Consider the following 23,111-nt stretch of genomic DNA (forward strand, 5'->3'; position numbering starts at 1 on the left):
AACAGCAACGGGGAAATTGCGTGAACTAAAAGCTGTCTTTCAAACAGTTAGAGAGCAAGCGAGGGGCCATCTATGAGCATCGTGCAGCACTTCAAAAACCGGTATGAAGCAACTCAGGAAGAAGAATACACTCTTGAGGAATACCTGGAGATCTGCAAAAAGGACCCAACGGCGTATGCCACCGCCGCAGAGAGAATGTTACTGGCAATCGGCGAGCCGGAACACATCGACACATCCCGTGATTCCAGGATGTCTCGTATTTTTTCCAACAAAGTGATCAAGCGCTATCCGGAATTCTCCGAGTTCTATGGCATGGAAGAGGCCGTAGAAAATATCGTTTCCTTCTTCCGCCATGCCGCCCAGGGCCTGGAAGAGAAGAAACAGATCCTTTACCTGCTTGGCCCCGTCGGTGGTGGTAAATCCTCTCTGGCTGAAAAGCTCAAATCACTGATGCAGAAAGTACCCTTCTACGCCATTAAAGGCTCCCCGGTGAACGAGTCGCCGCTTGGCCTGTTCGATCCGGCCGAGGATGCCGCGATCCTGGAAGAGGAATACGGCATTCCGCCCCGTTATCTCAAATCCATCATGTCGCCCTGGGCGGTGAAACGCCTGCATGAATACGGTGGCGACATCAGCCAGTTCCGGGTCGTCAAGATGTACCCGTCGGTTCTGGACCAGATCGGCGTATCGAAGACCGAGCCCGGGGATGACAACAATCAGGACATTTCGGCACTGGTGGGCAAGGTAAATATCCGCATGCTGGAAGATTATTCCCAGGATGATCCGGACGCCTACAGCTTCAGTGGAGGCCTTTGCAAGGCCAACCAGGGGCTGATGGAATTTGTGGAGATGTTCAAGGCGCCCATCAAGGTTCTGCACCCGTTGTTGACCGCCACCCAGGAAGGCAACTACAACACCACCGAAGGCATGGGGTCCGTGCCTTTTGACGGCGTCATTCTGGCCCACTCCAACGAGTCTGAATGGCAGACGTTCCGCAACAACAAGCACAACGAGGCCTTCCTTGACCGGGTCTACATCGTCAAGGTGCCCTACTGTGTGCGTGTGACCGAAGAGATTGATATCTATCGCAAACTGCTGCGGGACAGCTCCCTGGCAGGCGCGCCCTGTGCCCCGGACACGCTGGATATGCTGGCGCAGTTCTCCATCCTGTCGCGCATCAAGGAGCCGGAAAACTCCAGCATTTTCTCCAAGATGCGGGTGTACGATGGCCAGAACATCAAGGATACCGACCCCAAAGCCAAGTCGATGCAGGAATACCGTGATGCCGCCGGCGTGAACGAAGGCATGGACGGACTATCTACCCGTTTCGCCTTCAAGATCCTGTCCAAGGTATTCAACTTCGATACCACAGAAGTGGCTGCCAACCCGGTTCACCTGCTCTATGTACTGGAAAAACAGATAGAACAGGAGCAGTTCCAGGCCGAAACCCAGGACCGCTACCTGCGGTTCATCAAGGAGTTCCTGGCGCCCCATTATGTGGAATTCATCGGCAAGGAAATCCAGACCGCCTACCTGGAGAGCTACAGCGAATACGGTCAGAACCTGTTCGACCGCTACGTGACCTATGCCGATTTCTGGATACAGGACCAGGAGTACCGCGATCCGGAAACCGGGGAAATCCTCGACCGTTCGTCCATCAACGACGAGCTGGAGAAAATCGAGAAACCCGCGGGCATCAGCAACCCGAAAGACTTCCGCAACGAGGTGGTGAACTTCGTGCTACGGGCGAGGGCCAACAACCAGGGCCGCAACCCGTCCTGGCTCAGCTATGAAAAGCTGCGCAGCGTGATCGAGAAGAAGATGTTCTCCAATACCGAGGACCTGTTGCCGGTTATCTCCTTCAATCCGAAGGCAAGCCAGGAAGATCAGAACAAACACAAGCAGTTCGTCGAGCGCATGGTCGATCGAGGCTACACGGAAAAACAGGTCCGCCTCCTTGCGGAATGGTACCTGCGGGTTCGTAAGTCTCAATAAGTCAGCCGCTATATGTGCTGAGAAAGTGCGCTGAACTGGAGTAAAACTATGGGTATGACCCACGTAGTCGACCGGCGACTGAACGGAAAAAACAAAAGCGCGGTGAACCGTGAACGGTTCCTGCGCCGTTACCGCCACCATATCAAGAAGGCGGTGGCGGATGCGGTCCACCGCCGGTCCATCACGGACATTGAACGCGGCGAGAACGTCAGCATTCCCTCCCGGGATACTGACGAGCCGATATTTCATCACGGCCAGGGCGGCAAAAGAGAGGTAATCCATCCCGGCAACAAGGAGTTTGTCGCCGGAGATACGCTGCCCAAGCCGCCTGGAGGAGGCGGTCAGGGCCAGGGGCAAGGCCAGGCCAGCCCTGACGGGGAGGGTATGGATGAGTTCGCCTTCCAGATTACCCAGGAAGAATTCCTGGACTTTCTGTTCGATGACCTGGAACTGCCCAATCTTGCCCGCAAAAAGCTGAAAGACACCGAAGCGTTCAAGTATGTTCGCTCCGGCTTCTCCACCCAGGGCGTCCCGGCCAAACTGGATGTGGTGCGCTCTTTGCGAGGGGCCCACGCGCGGCGGCTCGGCCTCGGGGGTGCCCGCAAGAAAAAAATCCGTGAAATGGAAGCGCAGCTGGCCGCACTGAAGAGTGCTCCGGACGATCTGGACCCGGCGTTCAGCCACGAAGACCAGATCAAGGCAATGGAGGATGAAATCGCCGAACTCAAGGCCAATGTCCGTCGCATTCCGTTTATTGACGAGATTGACCTGCGATACCGCCAGCACCTGAAGCAGCCACAACCGGCTACCAGTGCCGTGATGTTCTGCCTGATGGATGTCTCCGGGTCGATGACCCAGATGCACAAGGATATTGCCAAGCGCTTCTTTATCCTGCTCTATCTTTTCCTCAAGAAGAATTACAAGAAGATCGACGTGGTCTTCATCCGGCACCACACCAGCGCCAAAGAGGTGGATGAGGAAGAGTTCTTCTACTCACGGGAAACCGGCGGCACCATCGTCTCCAGTGCACTGAAACTGATGCACAAGATTATTGAGTCCCGCTACTCTCCCTCGGAATGGAACATCTACGCAGCCCAGGCGTCCGATGGCGACAACTGGAACGATGACTCTCCCATTTGCAGCAAGTTGCTGGCCGACAGCATCCTGCCCCTGGTGCAGTACTACGCCTATGTGGAGATCACGCCCCAGGATCACCAGATGCTGTGGTACGAATACGAGAAAATCCAGGAGCGATTCCCCCAGAGCTTCGCCCTGCAGCAGATTGCCGACCCCGGTGAAATCTACCCGGTCTTCCGTCAGTTGTTCGAGAGGAAAGCCGCATGACCGACACCATGGACAGACCCAACGAGCCACGAACCCGGGAACCGATTTCCACCAGTTCCGAGTGGACCTTCCCACTGCTGGAAAAGTACGACGAGGAAATTGCCAAATGCGCGGCCGAATTCGGGCTGGATACCTACCCCAACCAGGTAGAAGTGATCAGTGCCGAGCAGATGATGGACGCGTACAGCTCCGTGGGGATGCCCGTGGGCTACCATCACTGGTCCTTCGGCAAACAGTTCCTGTCCACCTCGAAGGGCTACCAGCGGGGCCAGATGGGGCTGGCGTATGAGATTGTCATCAACTCCAACCCCTGCATTGCCTACCTGATGGAAGAGAACACCCTGCCGATGCAGGCACTGGTGATTGCCCATGCCTCCTATGGCCACAACTCGTTCTTCAAGGGTAATTACCTGTTCCGCACCTGGACCGATGCCAGCGCCATTATTGACTACCTGGTGTTCGCCCGGGATTACGTGGCCCAGTGCGAAGAGCGTTATGGCCTGGATGCGGTTGAGCAGATTCTGGACTCCTGCCACGCGCTGATGAATTACGGCGTGGACCGTTACAAGCGCCCTGCGCCGATTTCGGCCGCGGAGGAGGCACGTCGTCAGAAAGAACGGGAGGAATATCAGCAGCGCAGGCTCAATGACCTGTGGCGCACCATTCCAAGAATGGAGGATGACGAAGACCCCGTGAGACGCAAGCAGCGTTACCCGGAGGAACCCCAGGAAAACATTCTCTACTTTATCGAGAAAAACGCGCCACTGCTGGAAACCTGGCAGCGGGAACTCATACGCATCGTGCGTAAGCTGGCGCAGTATTTCTACCCTCAGCGCCAGACCCAGGTGATGAACGAGGGCTGGGCTACCTTCTGGCACTACACCCTGCTGCATCGCATGTACGACAAGGGCCTGGTCAACGACGGCTTCATGCTCGAGTTCCTGCAAAGCCATTCCGCGGTGGTCTATCAGCCACCTTTTGACAGTCCCTGGTATTCAGGCATCAACCCTTACACCCTGGGCTTTTCGATGTTCACCGACCTGCGGCGAATCTGCGAAAATCCGACCGACGAGGACCGGGAATGGTTCCCCGATATCGCCGGCACCGACTGGGTGGAAACCCTGCATTTCGCCATGAAGAACTTCAAGGATGAAAGCTTCATCCAGCAATTCCTGTCGCCCAAGGTGATGCGGGACATGAAGTTCTTCGCCATCCAGAACGACGACGAAGAAGACGTATATCGCATTACCGCAATCCACGACGATCCGGGCTACCGTATTCTCAGGGAAAAGCTGGCCCGCCAGTACAACCTGAGTTATCGCGAGCCCAATATCCAGGTGTGGAATGTGGATGTGCGCGGGGACCGCTCCCTGACCCTGCGGCACATACCTGTTGACCGGGTGCCCCTGGGGGATGATACCGAAGAAGTGCTCCGCCATGTGCACCGGCTCTGGGGCTTCGACGTGCATCTGGAGAGTGTGGATGATGGCCAGGTGGTGGATGAGGCCCATTGCCCGCCAAAGGATCTGGATGAGGACTGACCGCAAGGTCAGCCCTCATGATCAGGGTTCTCTAGGCTGAGACGGAAGGCAGGCCCGACAGGGCCATGGCCATCTCCTGTTCACTGTATTCATGGTCGCTCAGATCACCGGCGAAATACGAGGTATAGGCCGCCATATCAAAGTGGCCGTGACCACACAGGTTGAACAGGATGACTTCTTCCTTACCTTCCCGCTTGCAGCGCAAGGCTTCGTCGATGGCTCCCTTGACCGCGTGATTGGCTTCCGGTGCCGGCACAATGCCCTCATTGCGGGCGAACAGCACACCGGCCTCAAAGCATTCACGCTGGGTATAGGACACCGCATCAAACAGGCCCAACTCCTTGGCGTGGGAGACCATCGGCGCCATACCGTGGTAACGCAAACCGCCGGCATGGAAACCCGGCGGGGTAAAGTCGGAACCCAGGGTATGCATCTTGGTGAGCGGCGTCATATGCGCGGTATCGCCGTAATCATAGGCGTACTTGCCACGGGTCAGGGTCGGACAGGCTGAAGGCTCCACTGCAACGATCCGTGATTTCTGGCCGCCCCGCAGGGCATGACCCATAAACGGAAACGCAATGCCGGCGAAGTTGGAACCACCACCGGTGCAGCCGACGATGACATCCGGCCAGCAATCCGCCATTTCCATCTGCTGCATGCATTCCAGGCCAATGATGCTCTGGTGCAGCAACACATGGTTGAGCACCGAACCCAGGGCGTACTTGGTGTTCGGGTCCTTCACTGCCAGCTCCACCGCCTCGGAAATAGCAACACCGAGACTGCCGGTGTGGTCCGGGTTCTCGGCCAGCACCTTTCGCCCGAATTCTGTCAGCTCTGATGGTGAAGCCACACATTTCGCGCCGTAGGTTTCCATCACCGCCCGGCGATAGGGCTTCTGGTCGTATGAAACCCGAACCTGGAACACGGTCACATCCATATCGAACAGGGAACCGGCGAATGACAGCGAGGTGCCCCACTGCCCTGCCCCGGTTTCCGTGGTCAGGGTGCGAATGCCGGCTTCGCGGTTATAGAATGCCTGGGGAATAGCGGTGTTGGGCTTGTGGCTGCCAGCCGGGCTCACGCCTTCGTACTTGTAGAAGATTTTGGCAGGGGTACCAAGGGCTTTCTCGAGACGATGCGCCCGGTATAAAGGCGCCGGGCGCCACAGTTTGTAGACATCCCGTACCGGCTCAGGAATCTCGATTTCCCGCTCTGTGGTCACTTCCTGTTCAATCAGCGACATGGGAAACAGCGGTTCAAGATCCGAGGGGCCGACTGGCTGCTGGGTCACCGGGTGGAGCACCGCTGGCAGCGGCTCAGGAAAATCCGCCTGCAGGTTGTACCAGTACTTCGGCATCTGGCTTTCTTCGAGAAGAAACTTGGTTTGCATTTTTATGAGCACCCTGAGGTTCGTGTTGTTGTCAGCCCTCAGAATACCCATTCCACGCCGGCATAAAAAGTTCTTCCTGGCGCGGGCTCGTAGTAGCCGCGGTCTTCCACGGGCCGGTCAGCGTTGGCATTGATGCGGATGTTGCTGAAATAGTCCTCATCCAGCAGATTGCGGATACCTCCGTACAGGTTCAGGCTCTGGCTGCCGAAACGAATCGTGTCTCCTGCCCTGACTCCGAACAGCCAGTAATCGCTGACCTTCGTCTGGTTGCTGTTTTCCGCGTATAGATCACCTACGTACTGCCACTCCAACGCAGCAAACCGCTGTCCGTTCCCTTTCCACTCGACTTCGGTAACCCACTGTTCACGGGGTAATCCGGGAAGACGATTGCCATCGGCATCGTTGCCCTGCTCGTCCTGGAAATCCCTGAGGGTGTAGTCCGCCAGTGTAAGGGCGCTGGTTATGCGCCAGGTGTAGGAAATATCCCATTCAAGTCCTAATTCAACGCCATTACGCTCAGTTCGGCCGGCATTCTCGTAAAACGTCCGGTTATCGACTTCGAAAGGCAGGATTTCATCATCGACACGAATGGAGAACAGTGCCAGGTCATAGCTGAGCCCCTCGCCGAGGCCACCACGTATGCCTATTTCGCGGTTAATGGCCTGTTGCGGCTCGATGTCAGGGTTAAAACCACCGCTACCATCGGGGTTGGCAAATTCGGTGAAGGTTGGCGCCTCGAAGGCGGTACCAACGGTCGCGTAAATCTGCTGACGCGGAGCAACGCGGTAACTGGCGCCGGCAAAACCGCTGAGCTCGTCGTATGTTCGGCTGCCGGAATCGTCACCATCATCCAGCCGTTCGTCATCCACCGATAACCGCAGTCGGTCGAAGCGGGTTCCCAGGGAAAGCTTCAGGCGTTCCGTCACTGCCAGATCTCCCTGGGCAAACACGGCGGCAGTGGTGCCGTTCTGGGTTTCCTTCTGGGTCTGCCCTGTTATGTCTCCATTGAACGACACTGAATAGCGGCGACGTTGGTCCACCTGGCGATGCAGGTCCGCCCCCACCACCCAGGTCAGGGGCCGCCCCGCAACTTCACTCCCCTGCTGATAATCCGAGCTGACGCCGTAGAACTGGCGGTCATAGGCAATCCGGCTGGGGCCGGGAAACGGTAGCTGCTGGGTAAAATCGCGTCGGGTAAAGAAGGTGCTGACGGTGAGGTCACCGGCACCAACGGCGGGGGTTTCGTAAAGCAGTCCAAATGTCTGCTGGTCTACCTCCTGCCCTGCGTCCAGCCTTTCGGCATTGGACGTAGCCTGGGACCGGTCTTCTTCTACCTGCGCAGCGGTCAGGCCGGCCGGGTCTTCCGCTTTTGGCGTGTACAGAGCATTAAAAGTGGCGGTGAGCCGCTGGCCGTTGCCCCATTGATGAGAAAGGCGGCCGTTGAACAGACCTTTTTCCACTTCGCTCTGGTCCCGGTAACCGTTGTAGTTCAGCCAGGACATCGTTGCAATACCGCTTGTATCACCCTGGCTTCCACTGGCCTGGGCCGTGGTCTTGTAATAGTCATCACTCCCGACATCCTGCCGCAACCGGGTACCTGCCGGCTGATCATCTCCCCTGGCGGTGGTGATATCGATTACCCCGCCGGACGCATTGCCATACTGGACCGATGAGGGCCCACGAATGACCTCAATGCGCTGTGCGGAATCCAGGTCCACGGCGTCAATCTGGGACTGGCCATCTGGCAGAGTGTAGGGGATACCATCCACCTGAATGCGGATACCCCGAATGCCAAACGGCGCCCGGGCGCCAAAGCCGCGGGTAGACAAACGCAGGTTCTGGGCAAAGTTGTAGCGATTCTGGAAAAACAGGCCGGGGACGGTGTCCAGGGATTCATCCAGCTGGAGGCGCTGCTGGCCTTCGTGGATATCCGGGGTTTCAATGACCGACACCGCTGCGGGTGTCTCGTAAAGATCCCGCACCAACCGGGGTGAAGTAACCTGGATGACGGTTTCGGGCGTCTCCGGGCTCTCCTGGGCATCTACGGTGGTGAAGGCACAGGTCGCCGCCAGCCCTGAAACAACCATTACCGATGTTCTGAAAAATACCACCGTGCCTCTCGCCTCTATATTCCGATCAGATCCACCAACCACGGCACGATCAGGGCCGTCGCAAATGCCGATAATGCCATTGCCAATCCGGAGAACGCACCCATCTGGGAACTAACCTGGAAGGCCCGTGCCGTGCCTATACCGTGGGCCGCCACGCCCATGGCAATGCCTTTTACACTATCGTCGGTGATGCGCATCCATTCAAACAGTTTGGTGCCGAGTACCGCTCCGACAATACCCGTTGCAACGACCAATACAGCGGTCAGGGAGGGAATGCCGCCGATGGTTTCGGAGATACCCATGGCAACAGGCGCAGTGGCGGATTTGGGCGCCAGCGACATCTGGATTTCCGTGGAGCCTCCAAGCAGCCAGGCCAGACCAATGGAGCTTCCGGCAGCAATCACCACGCCACAGAGCAGGGATATCGTCACCGGGAGCCAGATTTGACGAAGGCGGGAAAACTGCTGGTACAGAGGCACCGCCAGCGCCACCGTTGCCGGCCCCAGCAGAAAGTGAACAAACTGCCCACCCTCGAAATATTCGCTGTAGGAGGTGCCAGTCACCATCAACAGGGCAATCAGCATGGCCACGGAGGTTACCACCGGATTGGCGAGCGGGCTGGAATTGGATTTCAGGTACAGGCGATAGGCCAGGCCATACGCCACCAGCGTTATGGTCAGACCCAGCAGCGGTGAGGCGGAGAGGTAAACCCAGATATCCCGGATGGCTGGCTCATTCATCCGCCTGCCCTCCCCCGTTCTCGTGCCTGGAAAACCACCGCGTGGTTACCTGCATGATGCCGGCGGTAGCGACCATGGTAATGATGGTGGAGAAAAACAGCGCCAGGGTGATCGGCAGCCATTCATCGGCGATACGGTCAAAATGAGCCATCATGCCCACCCCGGCCGGGACGAACAGCAGCGATAAATGGCTGAGCAAAGCGGTCGAGGCGTTCTCCAGAGGCGCTGGAGTCCGCCCCCGTATCATCAGGGTCAGAAACAGCATGACCATGCCCAGAACAGGGCCGGGAATAGGTACTGCCAGGAGTCGAACGGTGACTTCGCCCACCAGCTGGTAGACCAGCAGCAGAGTCATTCCGTTGAGAAAATTCATGGCGAGGGCTTCGCAATGATCGGGGCGGGAATGATTTTCCGACCGTAGGCTGCCAGTACAAAGCCAATGGGGAACATCAGAACGCCGTAAACGGCTGCTGGAATTGACATGGCACTGGACTCCAGCAGTGTCAGCGTCACCAGCAGCGCAATGGTGCTGTTCTTGATGCCGAGTTCCACGGCAACGGCAATGGATTCGCGCTGGGTTAACCCGGTCGCCCGCCCGGCCAGCAGCCCCACGAAGATGCCGGCCAGATTCAGCAGCAAGGTTGCAGGGCCGGCCTGACGAAGCAGATCCCATATCTGGTCACGCACGCCCCAGACCAGGCCCACCACCAGCAGCGCCAGAACCACGCCCCCGAACACACTCACTGCACTTTCAGCACGACGCGACAGCTCGGGGGCGCGAGTGCGAAACACCATGCCAACCGCCACCGGGAATAACACGATACCAACCAGCATGCCCACGGTTCGACCTACCGGCAAGGTGATGGATTCTTCCGTGCCCGCGTACAACTGCAGGGCATAGTTGGTCAATATCGGAAGGGTAACAATAGTAATCAGGCTGGCTGTTACCGTCAGCACAATCGAGAGGGCAATATTGCCCCGGGCCAGCAATACAAACAGGTTGGAAGTGGTGCCGCCCGGGCAGGCCGCGATAATCACAAGGCCCACAGCGATCGCGGGAGAGAGGTCAAGCATGGAAGCCAGCGCAAAGGCAATCAGCGGCATCAGCAGGATCTGGGCAACCGTCCCGACAATCATACCCTTCGGATAGACCGCCACCTGGCGAAAGTCCCTGATCGACAAAGTCATTCCAATACCGATCATGATAATAAACAGGGCGATCGGCAACCCGGCGGAAATCAGGGGACTGGACTCCACAGTGCCTCCACGGATTATTGTTTTGATGAAGTTAGTCAGCTAAAGAAAATAGCACAAAACAAAGCAAAAAAAGTGAAACCTTTCGCTACGTTCATCGTGTGATTATCCCTGTTGTTGCGTATACTTGCGAACAACAACTATGTGAACGGATATGCCCGGGATGGCTTACCGTTCGCCTGAGCAAAAGTAAGAGGACGAGCAATGAAACGCCTGGGAACACTGGACGCATCCTGGCTGGCTGTGGAGTCGGAAGATACTCCGATGCACGTTGGCAATCTGCAGATTTTCTCGCTACCGGAAGACGCTCCGGAAACCTTTCTGAGAGACATGCTTGCCCGCATGAAGGCAGACGCCGATATTGCCCCCCCCTGGTGTTACAAGCTGGCATTTTCCGGATTTCTGGGCCGCCTGATTGCTCCATCGTGGAAGGTGGATAAAAAACTGGACCTGGACTATCACGTCCGCCACTCAGCCCTGCCCCGCCCAGGCAGTGAACGCGAACTGGGCATTCTGGTCTCCCGCCTGCACTCCAACCCGCTGGACTTTGCCCGCCCGCTGTGGGAATGCCACATTATTGAAGGCCTGGAGAACAATCGCTTTGCCCTTTACACGAAAATGCACCACTCGATGATCGACGGCATCAGTGGTGTTCGGCTGATGCAGCGTGTACTGAGCAAGGACCCGGGCGAAATCAATATGCTGCCGCCCTGGTCAGTGCGCCCCGAGCGCACCCGCGGCAGCAAAACCGACACCGAGGCCAGTGTTCCCGCTGCATTTTCCCAGGCGATGGACGCCCTGAAGTTGCAGGCGGATATGGCGCCACGCCTCTGGGACGCGATGAACCGTCTGATCCACTCGGCGCGACACCCTGAAGATCGTCTCACTGCCCCGTTCGCCGGCCCGTTATCGGCCCTCAATCACCGGGTAACCGGCCAACGGCGTTTTGCCACCCAGCACTACCAACTGGAACGCATCAAACAGGTGTCGCGCGCCACCAACGCTTCCCTGAACGATATCGTGCTTTACCTTTGTGGTACCGCCCTGCGGCGTTTTCTTCTGGAACAGGATGGCTTGCCGGACACGCCGCTGACGGCAGGTATTCCCGTAAACATCCGGCCGTCGGATGACCAGGGCACCGGCACCCAGATCAGCTTCATGATTGCGTCGCTGGCCACTGATGAAGCTGACCCTCTTACACGGTTACAGAACATCAAGCAGTCCACCCGACGGGCCAAGCAACATCTGCAGAAGCTGCCCCGCAAGGCGTTGACGCAATACACCATGCTGCTGATGTCACCCTACATCCTGCAACTCATGTCGGGCATGGGCGGGCGTATGCGGCCAGTCTTTAACGTCACGATCTCCAACGTGCCGGGCCCGGAAGAGACTCTGTACTATGAAGGGGCGCGACTGGAAGCCATGTACCCGGTATCCCTGATAGCCCATGGCGGCGCCCTTAACGTCACCTGCCTGAGTTATGCCGGATCGCTGAATTTCGGTTTTACCGGGTGCCGGGACACCCTCCCCAGCATGCAGAAACTTGCCGTCTATACCGGTGAGGCTCTTGATGAACTGGAGAGCCTTGTACTGCCCCCGCCAACGAAGGACGGCACTGCCAGCAAAGAAAAGCCCGCCGCCCGGGTTCGCCGGGCAGCACGCAAGAAAGCCGCCCCCAAAGCCTGATCGGCAACCGGCCGGTTGCCAGGTTACTCGGGGCGACTGTTCCAGTGAGCAGCGCCCACAAAAATCAGCTGCAGAAAACGGGCCGTGCGCTTTCTGACCTGTCCCTCCTGGTATTCGTCCTCGGGTGAGATAACCAGGATATCGGTGAGGCTGAACGCCACACTGCGCACCACCAGGTCGCAGGTCATGTCCAGGTCGGCATCGCTGAGATGATCGGCCAGCTTCAGGCGCCGCAGATCATTTGCCAGCTCGCTGGCAAAATAGCGCATCTCACTGCGGATGCCTTCCTGAACCGCCCGGCTCTCCCCCGCCAGCCCCTGGGCCATGAACATGAAAAAGCTGCGATTGTTGCGGGCATGGGAAATGAAAATGCCCACGGACTCATCAATCAGCTTGTCAGCCTGCAATACGTTGGCACGGGCCTCCCGCATCATGCGACGCAGCACCAGCCCCAGCTCATCCACCAGCTGCAGACCCAGATCGTCCATATTACGGAAGTGCCGGTAGAACGAAGTGGGAACCACCCCCGCCTGCCGGGTAACCTCCCGTATACCCAGGCTGGCAAAGTGCCGGCCTTTGCCCACCAGGGTCAGCGCCGCGTTCATCAGTTTCTCACGGGTCTCCCCCGGCTTGGGTCGTTTTCTCTCTGCCATGGCCCCACTAAAGCTCACACGTTGATCACAAGGCAACAAGTGTACACATCCAATCGAAAAAAATAACCTGAACATGTCATATTGGGCCAGGATGATACCGCTGATTGCCCACCCCCTCTCCTAAGTGTACAGTCGTACACATTAGTGAACACTTGTACACATCAGTACAAAGGAGAGCAGATATGATATCCGTACTGGAGAACTCACCCACCTTGCACTGGCTGGGCAGGCAGCTCTTTAACCGGGAAGACCCGGCTGCCTTTTTCGACCCCCTGCTGGAGCGCATCAATCCCATGTGGGTGCAGCAGTACACCCCTGCCAGGGTGACTGCCATCCGGAATGAAACCGCAGACACCAAGACTTTCGTTCTGGCGCCCGCAAAGCGCTGGAAAGGGTTTCAGGCCGGCCAGCACGTCAATATCAGCATTGATATTGACGGCATCCGCCGCAACAGGACCTTCAGCCTGTCCAGCTCGCCGATTCAATGGCGCAACGACGGCACGGTGAGCCTTACCATCAAGCGCCTTCCAGGTGGCCTGGTGACGAACTGGATGCACGATCACCTGGAGCCGGAGGCGGTCATCGGTCTGGGTGAGGCTTTCGGTGATTTCCGCGTGCCGGCGCCCCAGGAACCTGCCCTGTACATTGCAGGCGGCAGTGGCATTACCCCAGTACTGAGCCAGCTGGAAACCATGGCGGCATCGGATTACCGGGCGCCAGTTACCCTGCTGTATTTCGTTCGCACCCAGGCCGACGTGATTGCTGCTGAAAAGCTGCATGCGCTAGCAGGGCGCTGGCCGGCGTTTACCTTGAAGGTGGTTGCCACCAACGAGACAGAAACCCCGCAGTTTCTCAGCGACCAGCATCTGGATGAAGTCCCCGGGCTGGGGGCAAGACGCTGCTATCTCTGCGGGCCGAAAGGACTGATGGACCTTGCCGATGACCTGCTATATCGCCGGGGCATCGGTGAAGAACGGATTCACAGCACCTTCTTCTCAGTACCGGCGGCCAACCTGGATACCGACACACTGGGCGGCGCGGTCCATTTCGAGCGCAGCAACCTGGACGTATCTTCCGAGGGTGATGCGGTGCTACTGGAAATTGCCGAGGCGGCGAAGCTGTCTCCTCGCTACGGCTGCCGCATGGGTATCTGTCACCAGTGCAGTTGCCGCAAGACCAGCGGCACCGTCATCAATCGCCTGACCGGCAAGACTTCCGGGCCAGGAGAAGAAACCATTCAGCTTTGTGTGTCTGTTCCCAGCGGGCCTGTGTCCATTGATATCTGACCGGCCCCGCCACAACGCCAGAATCCCTTATTCGCAGTACCGGCCTGACGGTACCGCAAGGAGTACACCATGAAGAGAATGAACGAAGCACAATTGAAAGAACTGGAGCAGGATCTGGACACCATTCGTGACCAGGTGATTGCCGACCTTGGCGAGCGGGACGCCCGTTATATCCGCAGCATTGTACGGCTGCACCGTTCATTGGAGATCGGCGGGCGTGTACTTATGCCTTTCGGGTTTATCCCCCCGGTCTTTATTGCCGCCACCACTGCGCTTGGCATTTCCAAGATCATCGAGAACATGGAAATCGGTCACAACGTGATGCACGGCCAGTACGACTGGATGAACGACCCGTCACTCCACTCCCAGACCTACGAGTGGGACACAGTGTGCACTGGCGACTCCTGGCGCCGTACCCACAACTATGAACATCACACCTACACCAATATCATCGGCAAAGACCGGGATTACGGCTACGCCCTGCTGAGGCTGAGCGACGACGATAAATGGAAGCCGGCCCACAGTCTGCAGTTCATTAACTACGTGCTGCTGAGCGTGTTTTTCCAGTGGGGTGTGGGGCTGCATGAGCTGGAGTCCGAGCGGATCCGGCGCCGGGAAATTTCCGTGCGTGAGAAGATCCCGTTCCTCAAGGACTTCTTCCGCAAGGGTGGCCGCCAGGCCTTCAAGGATTATGTCTTCTTCCCCCTGATCACCTTCCCGGTGGCCCCGGTGGTGCTGGCCGGCAATGTCGGTGCCAACCTGATCCGCAACCTGTGGTCATCCACCGTCATTTTCTGTGGCCATTTTACCCAGGACGCGGAGACGTTTACGGAGGAAGAGTGCGAAGGTGAGAGCAAGGGCCACTGGTACCTTCGCCAGCTGACCGGCTCGAGCAACTTTACCGGCGGCAAGTGGATGCACGTGATGAGTGGTCACCTGAGCTATCAGGTTGAACACCATATCTTCCCGGACCTGCCGGCACATCGTTACCCGGAGATATCGGAACAGGTGCAGGCGGTGTGCAAGAAGCACGGCATTCCCTACAACACCGGCACCTTCGCGAGGCAGTACTCAACGGTGCTGAAGCGTATTCTGGGGTATTCGCTGCCAGACCGGCTACGCAACCGGATGTTGCCGGAATTCAATAGTACCGCCACTCAGTCCTGACAGGTCGGGAATTGCAGGCCAGCCCCGCTGGTGGAGCAATCCCTGTACCTGACGGCATTGCGCCCGCCCTGTTTGGCCTCATACAGGGCGGCGTCCGCAGCACCAATCAGCTCATCGGGTTCAACCCGCTCCCCCGCCGGTGCTGTTGCTGCGCCAATACTGACGGATACCGGAACCGGCTGGCGATTCCATGTAAAGCCGAGGCTATCGCAGATCCTACAACGGATTCGGCCTGCTATCCGCCGTGCCCCGGCGGGATCGGTGTCGGGCAGAATAACCACAAACTCCTCTCCACCATATCGGGCCACAACATCCGCCCCCCGGTTGACCATCTCCGATATGGCACTGGCAAGCGCCTTAAGACAAGCATCGCCAGCCTGGTGACCCAGCGAATCATTGAGTGCCTTGAACAGATCCACATCAACCATCAGCAGCGACAGCGGACCACTGCGACTGCAGCGCACGGCCTCTTCAGATAACCGCTCATCGAAATACCGCCGATTGAAAACCCCGGTTAATCCGTCGGTTGAACTGAGCGCCTCCAGTTGCCGGTTGGCCACCTCCAGCTCTGATGTTCTTTCCGCTACGCGTTGCTCCAGCCGATGCGTCATTTCTTCCTGGATCTGCTGGTTTTCCAGCATCAGCAGTCTCATGCGGTCAGCCAGGGCCAGGGACAGAAGAATCACCTCAAAGGCAGAACCGATCTGGATGGCATAGTCAGTAATGAAGTTGGCGGGCGCCAGGCCGAAGGTTTTCAGGGTATACAGAATCATCCCCGTCAGCAGCGCCGACCAGGCAATCATGAAATAGCGGGCGGGCTTGAACTTCCGGTACAGGCAGATGCCACCACCGGCGAGGATAAAGAGGACTGATACCGACGCCATAAACGTGGTCACCCGAATGACCGGGCCATAGTCAGGCCAGAACAGAGAGGCCAACGCCATTGCCGGGAAGAACACCATCAAACCGACGAATATCCGCTCCAACCGCGGGGCGTTTACCTGGAGAGCCAGGAATGACTTGGAAAAGCCAAGGATACTGAACATCCCCATGGCGATCAGGAACGATACGGCACGGTTATTCCACCAGGTGCTTTCAGGCCACAGGTGCTCGAACGCAAGGCCGTTCAGCGTAAACTGAAGTAAGCCGTAGAAGACGATGTAAGACACGTACCATAGATAGTTCTTGTCACGTATGGACAGAAAAATCAATAAGTTGAATGCCGCCATGCAGAACAGGAGGCCGTAATAGATGCCCAGGACAAACCGTTCCTGGTGGTCTGCTTCGCTGAAGGCTTCGTTCTCCCACAATAACAACTGCATCTGGACCGCGCCGGATGTGCGAACGCGGAAGAACACGTCGGTGGCCTCACCCTTCCCGAGCTCAAACGAAAAATTGATGTTGTGGTGAGTTCGACCACGGCTGGCGAAGGGAACCGAATCACCGGCCTGCTGATGCTCAATGCGGCCATCTTCCCGGAGCAAAAAGACATCCATCCGGTCAATAATCGGATACAACCCCTCTATTACCCACCGGTCCTCAGGGTTATTGCGATTCTCGATGCGGGTATGAAACCAGTAGGTGGAGTCAGTGAAGCCAAAGTTGTAGGCTTCGTCCGGCTTTTCCGCAGAAGCAATGTCGGGCCAGTCCGCCAGAATCGTTTCAATATCGTAAACGCCGGGGGCATCCTTATAGTAAGACAGGTGCCGGGAAATATTCAGGCGCTCGGTGTTCTCATCCAGAATGGCCGGATGAGGGTCTGTTATCCCGGTACTGGCGAGTGCCGTCCCATGAACCAGGCACAGGAGCAGCATCATGATCGTGGACAGCTGCAAAACCCGCCCTCTTGCTCGATATTGTAGTGATTGGGGCTGTAATCACCATTCTATCGAAGCGGGTAAGCCGACACTGATTAAAGATGTCTTAAAAGCGTAAGTTTTTGTTCCCTCTGCGGGACAGCGTTACGCAATCTGTAACAGCCTTAGCAACTGGGGACGGTGTTGATCCTGGATCACGTCTGCCAGGGTGTACTTGTCGAGCGTCTGAAGGAAGGCCGTCAGCGCCTCGCCAAGCATCGACTTCAGCCCGCAAACCGGAGTAATCCGGCAGGCGTTCTTTGAGGAGAAACATTCAACAATGTTGAGATCCTGCTCGGTCTCACGCACGAGAATACCAACATTGATGTCTGCAGGCGCCATCTGCAACCGCATGCCACCCTTCTTGCCCCTGACCGTCTCGATATAGCCCTTTTTGTTGAGCTGATGGACCACTTTCATCAGGTGATTCTTGGAGATATCGTAGCTGTCAGCGATTTCCTGAATCGTTGCAAGTTCGTCACCCTGAACCGCAAGATAGATCAGAACACGCAGGGAATAATCGGTGTAACGGGTGATATGCATTTACCAACTCCAATACTTCAGATGCATCGTCAGCACGAGGCACGCGTTAAGAGATAACAGGCGAGACCAGAGAACATCAGCCCTGTCACTACCAGCACCACAGGTGCCGCACCGGCAATAAACAGTACGGACCAACTTACACACAGCATCACGCAGGCAAGCCACTTTCCCTTGCGAGGAATGGCGCGCCTGCTGCGCCAGTTTTCTATGGCCGGGCCAAATGTCCGGTGGTTATCCAGCCAGTCAGCAAAAGCCGGCGAACCCTTGCTTGCCGCCCAGGCAGCAAGCAGAACAAACGGTGTGGTCGGCAATAATGGTAACACCACCCCGAATGCAGCCAATGCGATACTTGTATACGCAAGGAGTCTGAAACCGGTTCTTCCGGACAAGGGAATCATCAGCATCTTCTCTCGAGAACGACGGCAATATATGTCGCTATTCTACCTTTAATTAATGGACGGGTCTCCCCAGTTGTTTCAATGACACCAGCCTCGCGACGTATGAGATCTTGATGCCGGTGGCAAATATCAGCGTTCCGATGTGTGCGACGATCTGCCCGGCCATCGGTAGTGCACTGGCAAACGGATAGGCGAGCAGAATAGTAGCCAGCAGACCAACGGTCGACGCAAGCAGAGCGCCATTTGAGAACCCAAGCAGCTTTTCCATCCTCCTCCCTCCATTAAATTATTCAGAATACATCTTTAATATAGACCCACCTGATCACAATTTCAACACCATCCGCAAACCCCAGAATTTGCGCCTTTGCACCAACAATAAAGAATACCACCCTGTGGTTACCTCTCAGAAAATGCTGCAAACCAGTTACTTTTTATTTTTGTAGATGTATTATTAGTACATCTTTAAACCAGAGAGGAGATGACCATGGCCAAATACCGACGCCTATGGTTTCTGTTGATTGCCATCGTGGGGGTTACCTTCACGCTACTGGGCTATTTCGGCGCGGAAGTCTACCGCGCTGCGCCTCCAATTCCCGACCAGGTGGTGTCGGCCAACGGCGACACCCTGATGACCGAGGAAAGCATTCTCGACGGCCAGACCGCCTGGCAATCCGTCGGCGGGATGCAACTCGGGTCCATCTGGGGCCACGGTGCCTACCAAGCGCCGGACTGGACCGCAGACTGGCTGCACAGGGAACTGGAAACCTGGCTGGAAATTGCTGCCCAGGAGGAATATGGGCAGGACTGGCACAGCCTCAACGGCCAACAGCAAAATGCCCTGCAGTACGACCTGAAGACCGAGTACCGCACCAATACCTACGACGACGCCACCAGCACCCTGCACCTGTCCGAACGCAGAACCGCTGCCATCGCCGAAACCGCCGACTACTACAGCCGGCTGTTCAGCAACGCACCGGAGCTGCAGTCCACTCGTGAAAATTACGCCATGAAGGAAAACACGCTGCCCAGCGCCGAGCGCCGTGAGCAGATGACCGAGTTCTTTTTCTGGACCGCGTGGGCTGCCGCCACAGAACGGCCCGACAGCGATGTTACCTACACCAATAACTGGCCTCACGAGCCGCTGATCGACAACAAGCCAAGCGCGGAGAATGTGGTCTGGTCATTAATCAGTGTGGTTCTGCTGATTGCCGGCGTCGGCGGTCTGATCTGGGCCTGGGCCTTCCTCCGCAAAGAGGATGAGGAGCCGAAAGCACCACTCAAGGATCCACTCAGTGCCGTAGGACTCACGCCCTCCCAGCAAGCATTGGGCAAGTACCTGCTACTGGTGGTTGGCCTGTTCACCTTCCAGGTGATGCTTGGCGGCTTTACCGCACACTATACTGTTGAAGGCCAGAGCTTCTACGGCATCAACACTTCCGAATGGTTCCCCTACTCCCTGCTGCGTACCTGGCATATCCAGGCCGCCATGTTCTGGATTGCCACCGGCTTCCTGGCCGCCGGCCTTTTCCTTGCTCCCATCATCAATGGCGGCAAGGACCCGAAATTCCAGAAACTGGGTGTCGACGTGCTGTTCTGGGCCCTGGTGGTCGTGGTGGCCGGCTCATTCATCGGCAACTTCCTGGCTATCGCCCAGATCATGCCAGCCAACCTCAGCTTCATGCTGGGCCACCAGGGTTATGAGTATGTGGACCTTGGGCGCCTCTGGCAGATTGGCAAATTCCTCGGCATCGTGTTCTGGCTGGTGCTGATGCTTCGCGGCATCGTTCCTGCCCTGCGTCAGCCCGGTGACAAGAACCTGCTGGCCCTGCTGACCGCTTCTGTGGTGGCCATCGGTCTGTTCTACGGCGCCGGCTTCTTCTACGGCGAGCGCACTCACATCTCCATCATGGAGTACTGGCGCTGGTGGATTGTCCACCTGTGGGTAGAAGGCTTCTTTGAAGTATTCGCCACTGCAGCCCTGGCTTTCATCTTCTGCAGCATGGGCCTGGTGTCCCGCACCGTGGCGACATCCGCCAGCCTGGCCTCTGCCAGCCTGTTCATGCTCGGTGGTGTACCGGGAACCTTCCATCACCTGTACTTCTCCGGCACCACCACACCGGTGATGGCAGTGGGTGCTACCTTCAGCGCCCTGGAAGTAGTGCCACTAGTTGTACTCGGCTACGAAGCCTGGGAAAACTGGCGTTTGAAGTCCCGCGCACCCTGGATGGAAAACATCCGCTGGCCGCTGACCTTCTTCGTGGCAGTGGCCTTCTGGAACATGCTGGGTGCAGGCGTACTCGGGTTCATGATCAACCCACCAATAGCGCTGTATTACATCCAGGGCCTGAACACCACGCCCACCCACGCCCACGCAGCTCTCTTTGGCGTGTACGGATTCCTGGCCCTGGGCTTCGCCCTGCTGATCCTGCGCTACATCCGCCCACGCATCGTCTTTGATGAGCGGCTGATGAAAGTGGGCTTCTGGTGGCTGAACATTGGCCTGGTGCTGATGCTGTTCACCAGCCTGCTGCCCGTCGGCATCATCCAGTTCGTGGCCAGCGCCAGCGAAGGCCTCTGGTATGCCCGCAGCGAAGCCTTCATGCAGAGCGACATCCTGCAAACCCTGCGCTGGGTCAGAACCATCGGCGACGTGGTCTTCATCGTCGGCGCCCTTGCAGTGACCTGGCAGGTAGTGAAGGGGGTCTTCTTCCCGGATCTGGAGCCGGTGACCCTCGAAACTGATGAACAAGGCGCAGCCAGCGAGCTCAGCGCCTGATACAGCGGAGCCCGGGCCAGGGAAGGCCGGTCTCTGCAACATCAACCAGGGAGTGCTGTCATGACAAATACTGAACCTATGACCCAGGCATCCAATGAAGAACTGATCGAACATATTCTGACCCGATACCACGACACCCACCGGGAGCAGTTGCCGGAACTGATACAGTTATCCGAACGGGTAGAGCGGGTCCACGGCGGCCATACCGCCTGCCCTGCTGGCCTCTCGTCGCACCTGACGCACATGGCCGAGGAACTGGAGACCCATATGGCCAAGGAAGAGAAGATTCTGTTTCCGATGATAGCCCGTGGCATGGGCGCCATGGCTGGCGGACCTGTCGCCGTCATGCGGCATGAACATGACGACCATGGTTCCGCGCTGGAGGAACTGGAGCGTATTACTCATGGTCTGACTCTGCCGGAGGGCGCGTGCGGAAGCTGGCAGCGTCTTTACCATGGGCTGGCAAACTTCCGCGACGATCTGCAGGCCCACATACAGACTGAGAACGACCTGCTGTTCAGCCGCATTGATGGGGGTAACTGAAAGGGGGATACTCCCGCGGGGGTATCGGATTCGACAGGTTGATTTGCCATAATTGAGCTACACTCTCGAGTGAGAGCTCATACAGCGAAGGACAGGAACGATTCCCATGCCCCAAGCCAAGCTGACCGACCGATTTGGCCGCACCGTCAACTATGTGCGTCTGTCTGTCACTGACCGCTGCGATTTTCGCTGTGTTTACTGCATGGCAGAGGAAATGACTTTCCTGCCCCGCCAGCAGGTACTGACTCTGGAAGAGATAGCCCGCGTGGCCAGAACCTTCGTTTCCGTGGGCACGGAAAAGATCCGCCTTACCGGTGGTGAACCTCTGGTGCGCAAAGACATTCTGGAGTTGGTCAAGGAAATCGGCAGCTATGGCCTGCGGGATTTTGCCATGACCACCAATGGCAGTCAGTTGCCGACCATGGCCGAGCCCCTGCGCAAGGCAGGGCTAAAACGGCTGAATATCAGCCTGGATTCACTGGATGCCGATAAGTTCCACCGTATCACCCGGACCGGTCGGTTAAGCCAGGTGCTGGATGGCATTGATGCTGCCAAAGACGCCGGTTTTGAGGGGATAAAGCTCAATACGGTGGTGATGAAGGGTGGCAACGATCAGGAGGTGCCAGAGCTGGTTGAGTTCGCCCGCAAGAAGAACGTGGACATTACCTTTATTGAGGAAATGCCGCTGGGGGAGATTTCCGACCATGACCGTGGGCAGATGCTGTGCACCAGCGATGAGGTTCGCGACATCATCAGCCAGCGCCATGAGCTGATACCCACGCCAGAGGATTCCGGCGGGCCCGCCCGTTATTACAGAATGCCTGGCAGCGATGTCCGGGTCGGCTTTATTTCCCCCCACTCCCACAATTTCTGTTCAACCTGCAACCGGGTTCGGGTCACCGTAGAGGGTCGGCTGTTGCTGTGCCTTGGCAATGAGCATTCGGTGGATCTGCGCCGTGTTCTGCGGGGCCACCCGGTGACCGATGACAAGCTGCGTGAAACCATTATCAATGCCATGGACCTGAAGCCGGAGCGGCATCACTTTTCTTCCGATGGTGATGTGCAGATTCTTCGGTTTATGAATATGACTGGCGGCTGAGGGTCTGGCCCTGAGTTAACGCCTGGAACTTCTAGTTCGGGGTTAACGCCCGGAGGTGGGTGAACCTTCCGGGATACGCTGTGAATACGTCCATGTACGCTCGACAAAATCATCCATGATTTTGACGATCCCGGAAGGTTCACCCACCTCCGGGCTTATTCGACCTTAGTGCTCGTGTTCATCCATATCCATGTTCTGATGTGACATTTCCTGACTTCTGTCCTGGGTCAGGTGATCCATTATCACATCATTGAACTGAACGACTTCTCCCCCGAACTCGTCTGCAAAGTCGTTTGCCGACTCTTCACTGGCAAACGACGCCAGCGTGGGCCCCATAGCACCGGTGCGCTCCGACCCCACCACAAAGAAGGCTTCACGTGCATCAATCAATGCGGTGTCGTCCGGATGTTCCCAGTCGGTCTGAGCCATGTCATGAACGTAGAGGGTGTGGTCGCGTTTGGCATTTTCGGGCTGTAATGCCCAGGAGAACATGTCGCGGGTGGAGCAGAATTTATTCACTTTCTCTTCTCTGGCCGTTATGGCTTCACCTTTAGGTCCCGGGAAGCGGGTGATGGCCATGCCGCAGACGTGGCATTCGTCGCCGGATTCGAAATGGACCGGCTCCGGCTTTTCCGTGACCTGCTCTTCAGCGTCGGAACAGCCGGCCAGGAAAACGGCGAACACCACCGCTACAGACAAGGTTTTAACAATACGCATGGCAATCTCCGG

At 57.2% G+C, this 23,111-nt stretch carries 20 protein-coding genes; 9 read left to right on the top strand and 11 right to left on the bottom strand.

The window, feature by feature from the left end:
- Window positions 1-72 precede the first annotated feature (72 nt).
- From FO268_RS03205 to FO268_RS03215, 3 genes are read left to right on the top strand one after another with little or no spacing between them, the layout of a single operon-like run.
- On the top strand, window positions 73-1,995 hold the full coding sequence (locus FO268_RS03205) for a PrkA family serine protein kinase (RefSeq protein ID WP_150989488.1): 1,923 nt from the start codon (window positions 73-75) through the stop codon (window positions 1,993-1,995).
- 48 nt (window positions 1,996-2,043) lie between these two features.
- Window positions 2,044-3,339: a YeaH/YhbH family protein gene (locus tag FO268_RS03210; protein WP_150989491.1), complete on the top strand. Its 1,296-nt coding sequence runs from the start codon at window positions 2,044-2,046 to the stop codon at window positions 3,337-3,339.
- Window positions 3,336-4,880, top strand: a complete 1,545-nt coding sequence (locus tag FO268_RS03215) for a SpoVR family protein (RefSeq protein WP_150989494.1) — start codon at window positions 3,336-3,338, stop codon at window positions 4,878-4,880. The genes FO268_RS03210 and FO268_RS03215 overlap by 4 nt, the downstream gene beginning before the upstream one ends.
- A gap of 31 nt (window positions 4,881-4,911) precedes the next feature.
- On the opposite strand, the gene FO268_RS03220 is transcribed toward FO268_RS03215, so the two are convergent.
- From FO268_RS03220 to FO268_RS03240, 5 genes are read right to left on the bottom strand one after another with little or no spacing between them, the layout of a single operon-like run.
- On the bottom strand, window positions 4,912-6,270 hold the full coding sequence (locus FO268_RS03220; RefSeq protein WP_150989497.1) for a TrpB-like pyridoxal phosphate-dependent enzyme: 1,359 nt from the start codon (window positions 6,268-6,270) through the stop codon (window positions 4,912-4,914).
- 38 nt (window positions 6,271-6,308) lie between these two features.
- Window positions 6,309-8,357 carry a TonB-dependent receptor family protein gene (locus FO268_RS03225; RefSeq protein WP_150989499.1) on the bottom strand — a complete coding sequence of 683 codons (2,049 nt, stop codon included), beginning with the start codon at window positions 8,355-8,357 and terminating at the stop codon, window positions 6,309-6,311.
- Between the two features lie 38 nt (window positions 8,358-8,395).
- Window positions 8,396-9,121 (bottom strand): LrgB family protein, encoded by a 726-nt coding sequence (locus FO268_RS03230; protein ID WP_150989502.1) that lies wholly within the window; start codon window positions 9,119-9,121, stop codon window positions 8,396-8,398.
- Window positions 9,114-9,494 (bottom strand): CidA/LrgA family protein, encoded by a 381-nt coding sequence (locus FO268_RS03235; protein WP_150989505.1) that lies wholly within the window; start codon window positions 9,492-9,494, stop codon window positions 9,114-9,116. The genes FO268_RS03230 and FO268_RS03235 overlap by 8 nt, the downstream gene beginning before the upstream one ends.
- Window positions 9,491-10,378, bottom strand: coding sequence for a bile acid:sodium symporter family protein (locus FO268_RS03240; RefSeq protein WP_150989508.1), 888 nt, complete (start codon window positions 10,376-10,378; stop codon window positions 9,491-9,493). Before FO268_RS03240 ends, FO268_RS03235 begins: the two co-directional genes overlap by 4 nt.
- Window positions 10,379-10,579: 201 nt before the next feature.
- Between FO268_RS03240 and FO268_RS03245 the strand changes: the two genes are divergently transcribed.
- The gene (locus FO268_RS03245; RefSeq protein ID WP_150989512.1) at window positions 10,580-12,061 is read left to right on the top strand and encodes a WS/DGAT/MGAT family O-acyltransferase; all 1,482 of its coding nucleotides are present in this window, start codon (window positions 10,580-10,582) and stop codon (window positions 12,059-12,061) included.
- 23 nt (window positions 12,062-12,084) lie between these two features.
- Here the strand turns inward: FO268_RS03245 and FO268_RS03250 are convergent, their stop codons facing one another.
- The gene (locus tag FO268_RS03250) at window positions 12,085-12,714 is read right to left on the bottom strand and encodes a TetR family transcriptional regulator (RefSeq protein WP_150989515.1); all 630 of its coding nucleotides are present in this window, start codon (window positions 12,712-12,714) and stop codon (window positions 12,085-12,087) included.
- Window positions 12,715-12,896: 182 nt separating this feature from the next.
- On the opposite strand from FO268_RS03250, the gene FO268_RS03255 reads away from it, so the two are divergent.
- Both FO268_RS03255 and FO268_RS03260 read left to right on the top strand, forming a co-directional pair.
- Window positions 12,897-14,000 carry a ferredoxin reductase gene (locus FO268_RS03255; RefSeq protein WP_150989519.1) on the top strand — a complete coding sequence of 368 codons (1,104 nt, stop codon included), beginning with the start codon at window positions 12,897-12,899 and terminating at the stop codon, window positions 13,998-14,000.
- Between the two features lie 69 nt (window positions 14,001-14,069).
- The gene (locus FO268_RS03260; RefSeq protein WP_150989523.1) at window positions 14,070-15,167 is read left to right on the top strand and encodes a fatty acid desaturase family protein; all 1,098 of its coding nucleotides are present in this window, start codon (window positions 14,070-14,072) and stop codon (window positions 15,165-15,167) included.
- Here FO268_RS03260 and FO268_RS03265 read toward each other — a convergent pair.
- The 4 genes from FO268_RS03265 to FO268_RS03280 form a co-directional block, all read right to left on the bottom strand.
- Window positions 15,158-17,002: a sensor domain-containing diguanylate cyclase gene (locus tag FO268_RS03265; RefSeq protein ID WP_150989526.1), complete on the bottom strand. Its 1,845-nt coding sequence runs from the start codon at window positions 17,000-17,002 to the stop codon at window positions 15,158-15,160. The two genes, FO268_RS03260 and FO268_RS03265, sit on opposite strands and share 10 nt — an antisense overlap.
- 126 nt (window positions 17,003-17,128) lie before the next feature.
- Window positions 17,129-17,566: an RrF2 family transcriptional regulator gene (locus tag FO268_RS03270; RefSeq protein WP_150989529.1), complete on the bottom strand. Its 438-nt coding sequence runs from the start codon at window positions 17,564-17,566 to the stop codon at window positions 17,129-17,131.
- A gap of 29 nt (window positions 17,567-17,595) precedes the next feature.
- Window positions 17,596-17,970: a YbaN family protein gene (locus FO268_RS03275; protein WP_227716218.1), complete on the bottom strand. Its 375-nt coding sequence runs from the start codon at window positions 17,968-17,970 to the stop codon at window positions 17,596-17,598.
- A gap of 46 nt (window positions 17,971-18,016) precedes the next feature.
- A complete protein-coding gene (locus FO268_RS03280) occupies window positions 18,017-18,232 on the bottom strand; it encodes a hypothetical protein (RefSeq protein WP_150989533.1) in 216 nt (71 codons plus the stop codon).
- 216 nt (window positions 18,233-18,448) lie between these two features.
- On the opposite strand from FO268_RS03280, the gene FO268_RS03285 reads away from it, so the two are divergent.
- From FO268_RS03285 to moaA, 3 genes are all read left to right on the top strand, one after another.
- The gene (locus FO268_RS03285; RefSeq protein WP_150989536.1) at window positions 18,449-20,740 is read left to right on the top strand and encodes a nitric-oxide reductase large subunit; all 2,292 of its coding nucleotides are present in this window, start codon (window positions 18,449-18,451) and stop codon (window positions 20,738-20,740) included.
- Between the two features lie 60 nt (window positions 20,741-20,800).
- Complete coding sequence (locus tag FO268_RS03290; protein ID WP_150989539.1) at window positions 20,801-21,283, top strand: hemerythrin domain-containing protein; 483 nt, start codon at window positions 20,801-20,803, stop codon at window positions 21,281-21,283.
- 106 nt (window positions 21,284-21,389) lie between these two features.
- Window positions 21,390-22,382, top strand: a complete 993-nt coding sequence (gene moaA, locus FO268_RS03295; protein WP_150989542.1) for a GTP 3',8-cyclase MoaA — start codon at window positions 21,390-21,392, stop codon at window positions 22,380-22,382.
- Window positions 22,383-22,547: 165 nt separating this feature from the next.
- Here moaA and FO268_RS03300 read toward each other — a convergent pair whose 3' ends face one another.
- On the bottom strand, window positions 22,548-23,099 hold the full coding sequence (locus FO268_RS03300) for a nitrous oxide reductase accessory protein NosL (RefSeq protein WP_150989545.1): 552 nt from the start codon (window positions 23,097-23,099) through the stop codon (window positions 22,548-22,550).
- Between the last annotated feature and the right edge of the window lie 12 nt (window positions 23,100-23,111).

The organism is Marinobacter denitrificans (assembly GCF_008795955.1).
Lineage (GTDB): Bacteria > Pseudomonadota > Gammaproteobacteria > Pseudomonadales > Oleiphilaceae > Marinobacter > Marinobacter denitrificans.

Excerpts from the sequence above, each read along its gene's own strand:
- FO268_RS03205 (WP_150989488.1), top strand. The coding sequence starts at position 73 with ATGAGCATCGTGCAGCACTTCAAAAACCGGTATGAAGCAACTCAGGAA.
- FO268_RS03210 (WP_150989491.1), top strand. The coding sequence starts at position 2,044 with ATGGGTATGACCCACGTAGTCGACCGGCGACTGAACGGAAAAAACAAA.
- FO268_RS03215 (WP_150989494.1), top strand. The coding sequence starts at position 3,336 with ATGACCGACACCATGGACAGACCCAACGAGCCACGAACCCGGGAACCG.
- FO268_RS03220 (WP_150989497.1), bottom strand. The coding sequence starts at position 6,270 with ATGCAAACCAAGTTTCTTCTCGAAGAAAGCCAGATGCCGAAGTACTGG.
- FO268_RS03225 (WP_150989499.1), bottom strand. The coding sequence starts at position 8,357 with ATGGTTGTTTCAGGGCTGGCGGCGACCTGTGCCTTCACCACCGTAGAT.
- FO268_RS03230 (WP_150989502.1), bottom strand. The coding sequence starts at position 9,121 with ATGAATGAGCCAGCCATCCGGGATATCTGGGTTTACCTCTCCGCCTCA.
- FO268_RS03235 (WP_150989505.1), bottom strand. The coding sequence starts at position 9,494 with ATGAATTTTCTCAACGGAATGACTCTGCTGCTGGTCTACCAGCTGGTG.
- FO268_RS03245 (WP_150989512.1), top strand. The coding sequence starts at position 10,580 with ATGAAACGCCTGGGAACACTGGACGCATCCTGGCTGGCTGTGGAGTCG.
- FO268_RS03250 (WP_150989515.1), bottom strand. The coding sequence starts at position 12,714 with ATGGCAGAGAGAAAACGACCCAAGCCGGGGGAGACCCGTGAGAAACTG.
- FO268_RS03255 (WP_150989519.1), top strand. The coding sequence starts at position 12,897 with ATGATATCCGTACTGGAGAACTCACCCACCTTGCACTGGCTGGGCAGG.
- FO268_RS03260 (WP_150989523.1), top strand. The coding sequence starts at position 14,070 with ATGAAGAGAATGAACGAAGCACAATTGAAAGAACTGGAGCAGGATCTG.
- FO268_RS03270 (WP_150989529.1), bottom strand. The coding sequence starts at position 17,566 with ATGCATATCACCCGTTACACCGATTATTCCCTGCGTGTTCTGATCTAT.
- FO268_RS03275 (WP_227716218.1), bottom strand. The coding sequence starts at position 17,970 with ATGCTGATGATTCCCTTGTCCGGAAGAACCGGTTTCAGACTCCTTGCG.
- FO268_RS03280 (WP_150989533.1), bottom strand. The coding sequence starts at position 18,232 with ATGGAAAAGCTGCTTGGGTTCTCAAATGGCGCTCTGCTTGCGTCGACC.
- FO268_RS03285 (WP_150989536.1), top strand. The coding sequence starts at position 18,449 with ATGGCCAAATACCGACGCCTATGGTTTCTGTTGATTGCCATCGTGGGG.
- FO268_RS03290 (WP_150989539.1), top strand. The coding sequence starts at position 20,801 with ATGACAAATACTGAACCTATGACCCAGGCATCCAATGAAGAACTGATC.
- moaA (WP_150989542.1), top strand. The coding sequence starts at position 21,390 with ATGCCCCAAGCCAAGCTGACCGACCGATTTGGCCGCACCGTCAACTAT.
- FO268_RS03300 (WP_150989545.1), bottom strand. The coding sequence starts at position 23,099 with ATGCGTATTGTTAAAACCTTGTCTGTAGCGGTGGTGTTCGCCGTTTTC.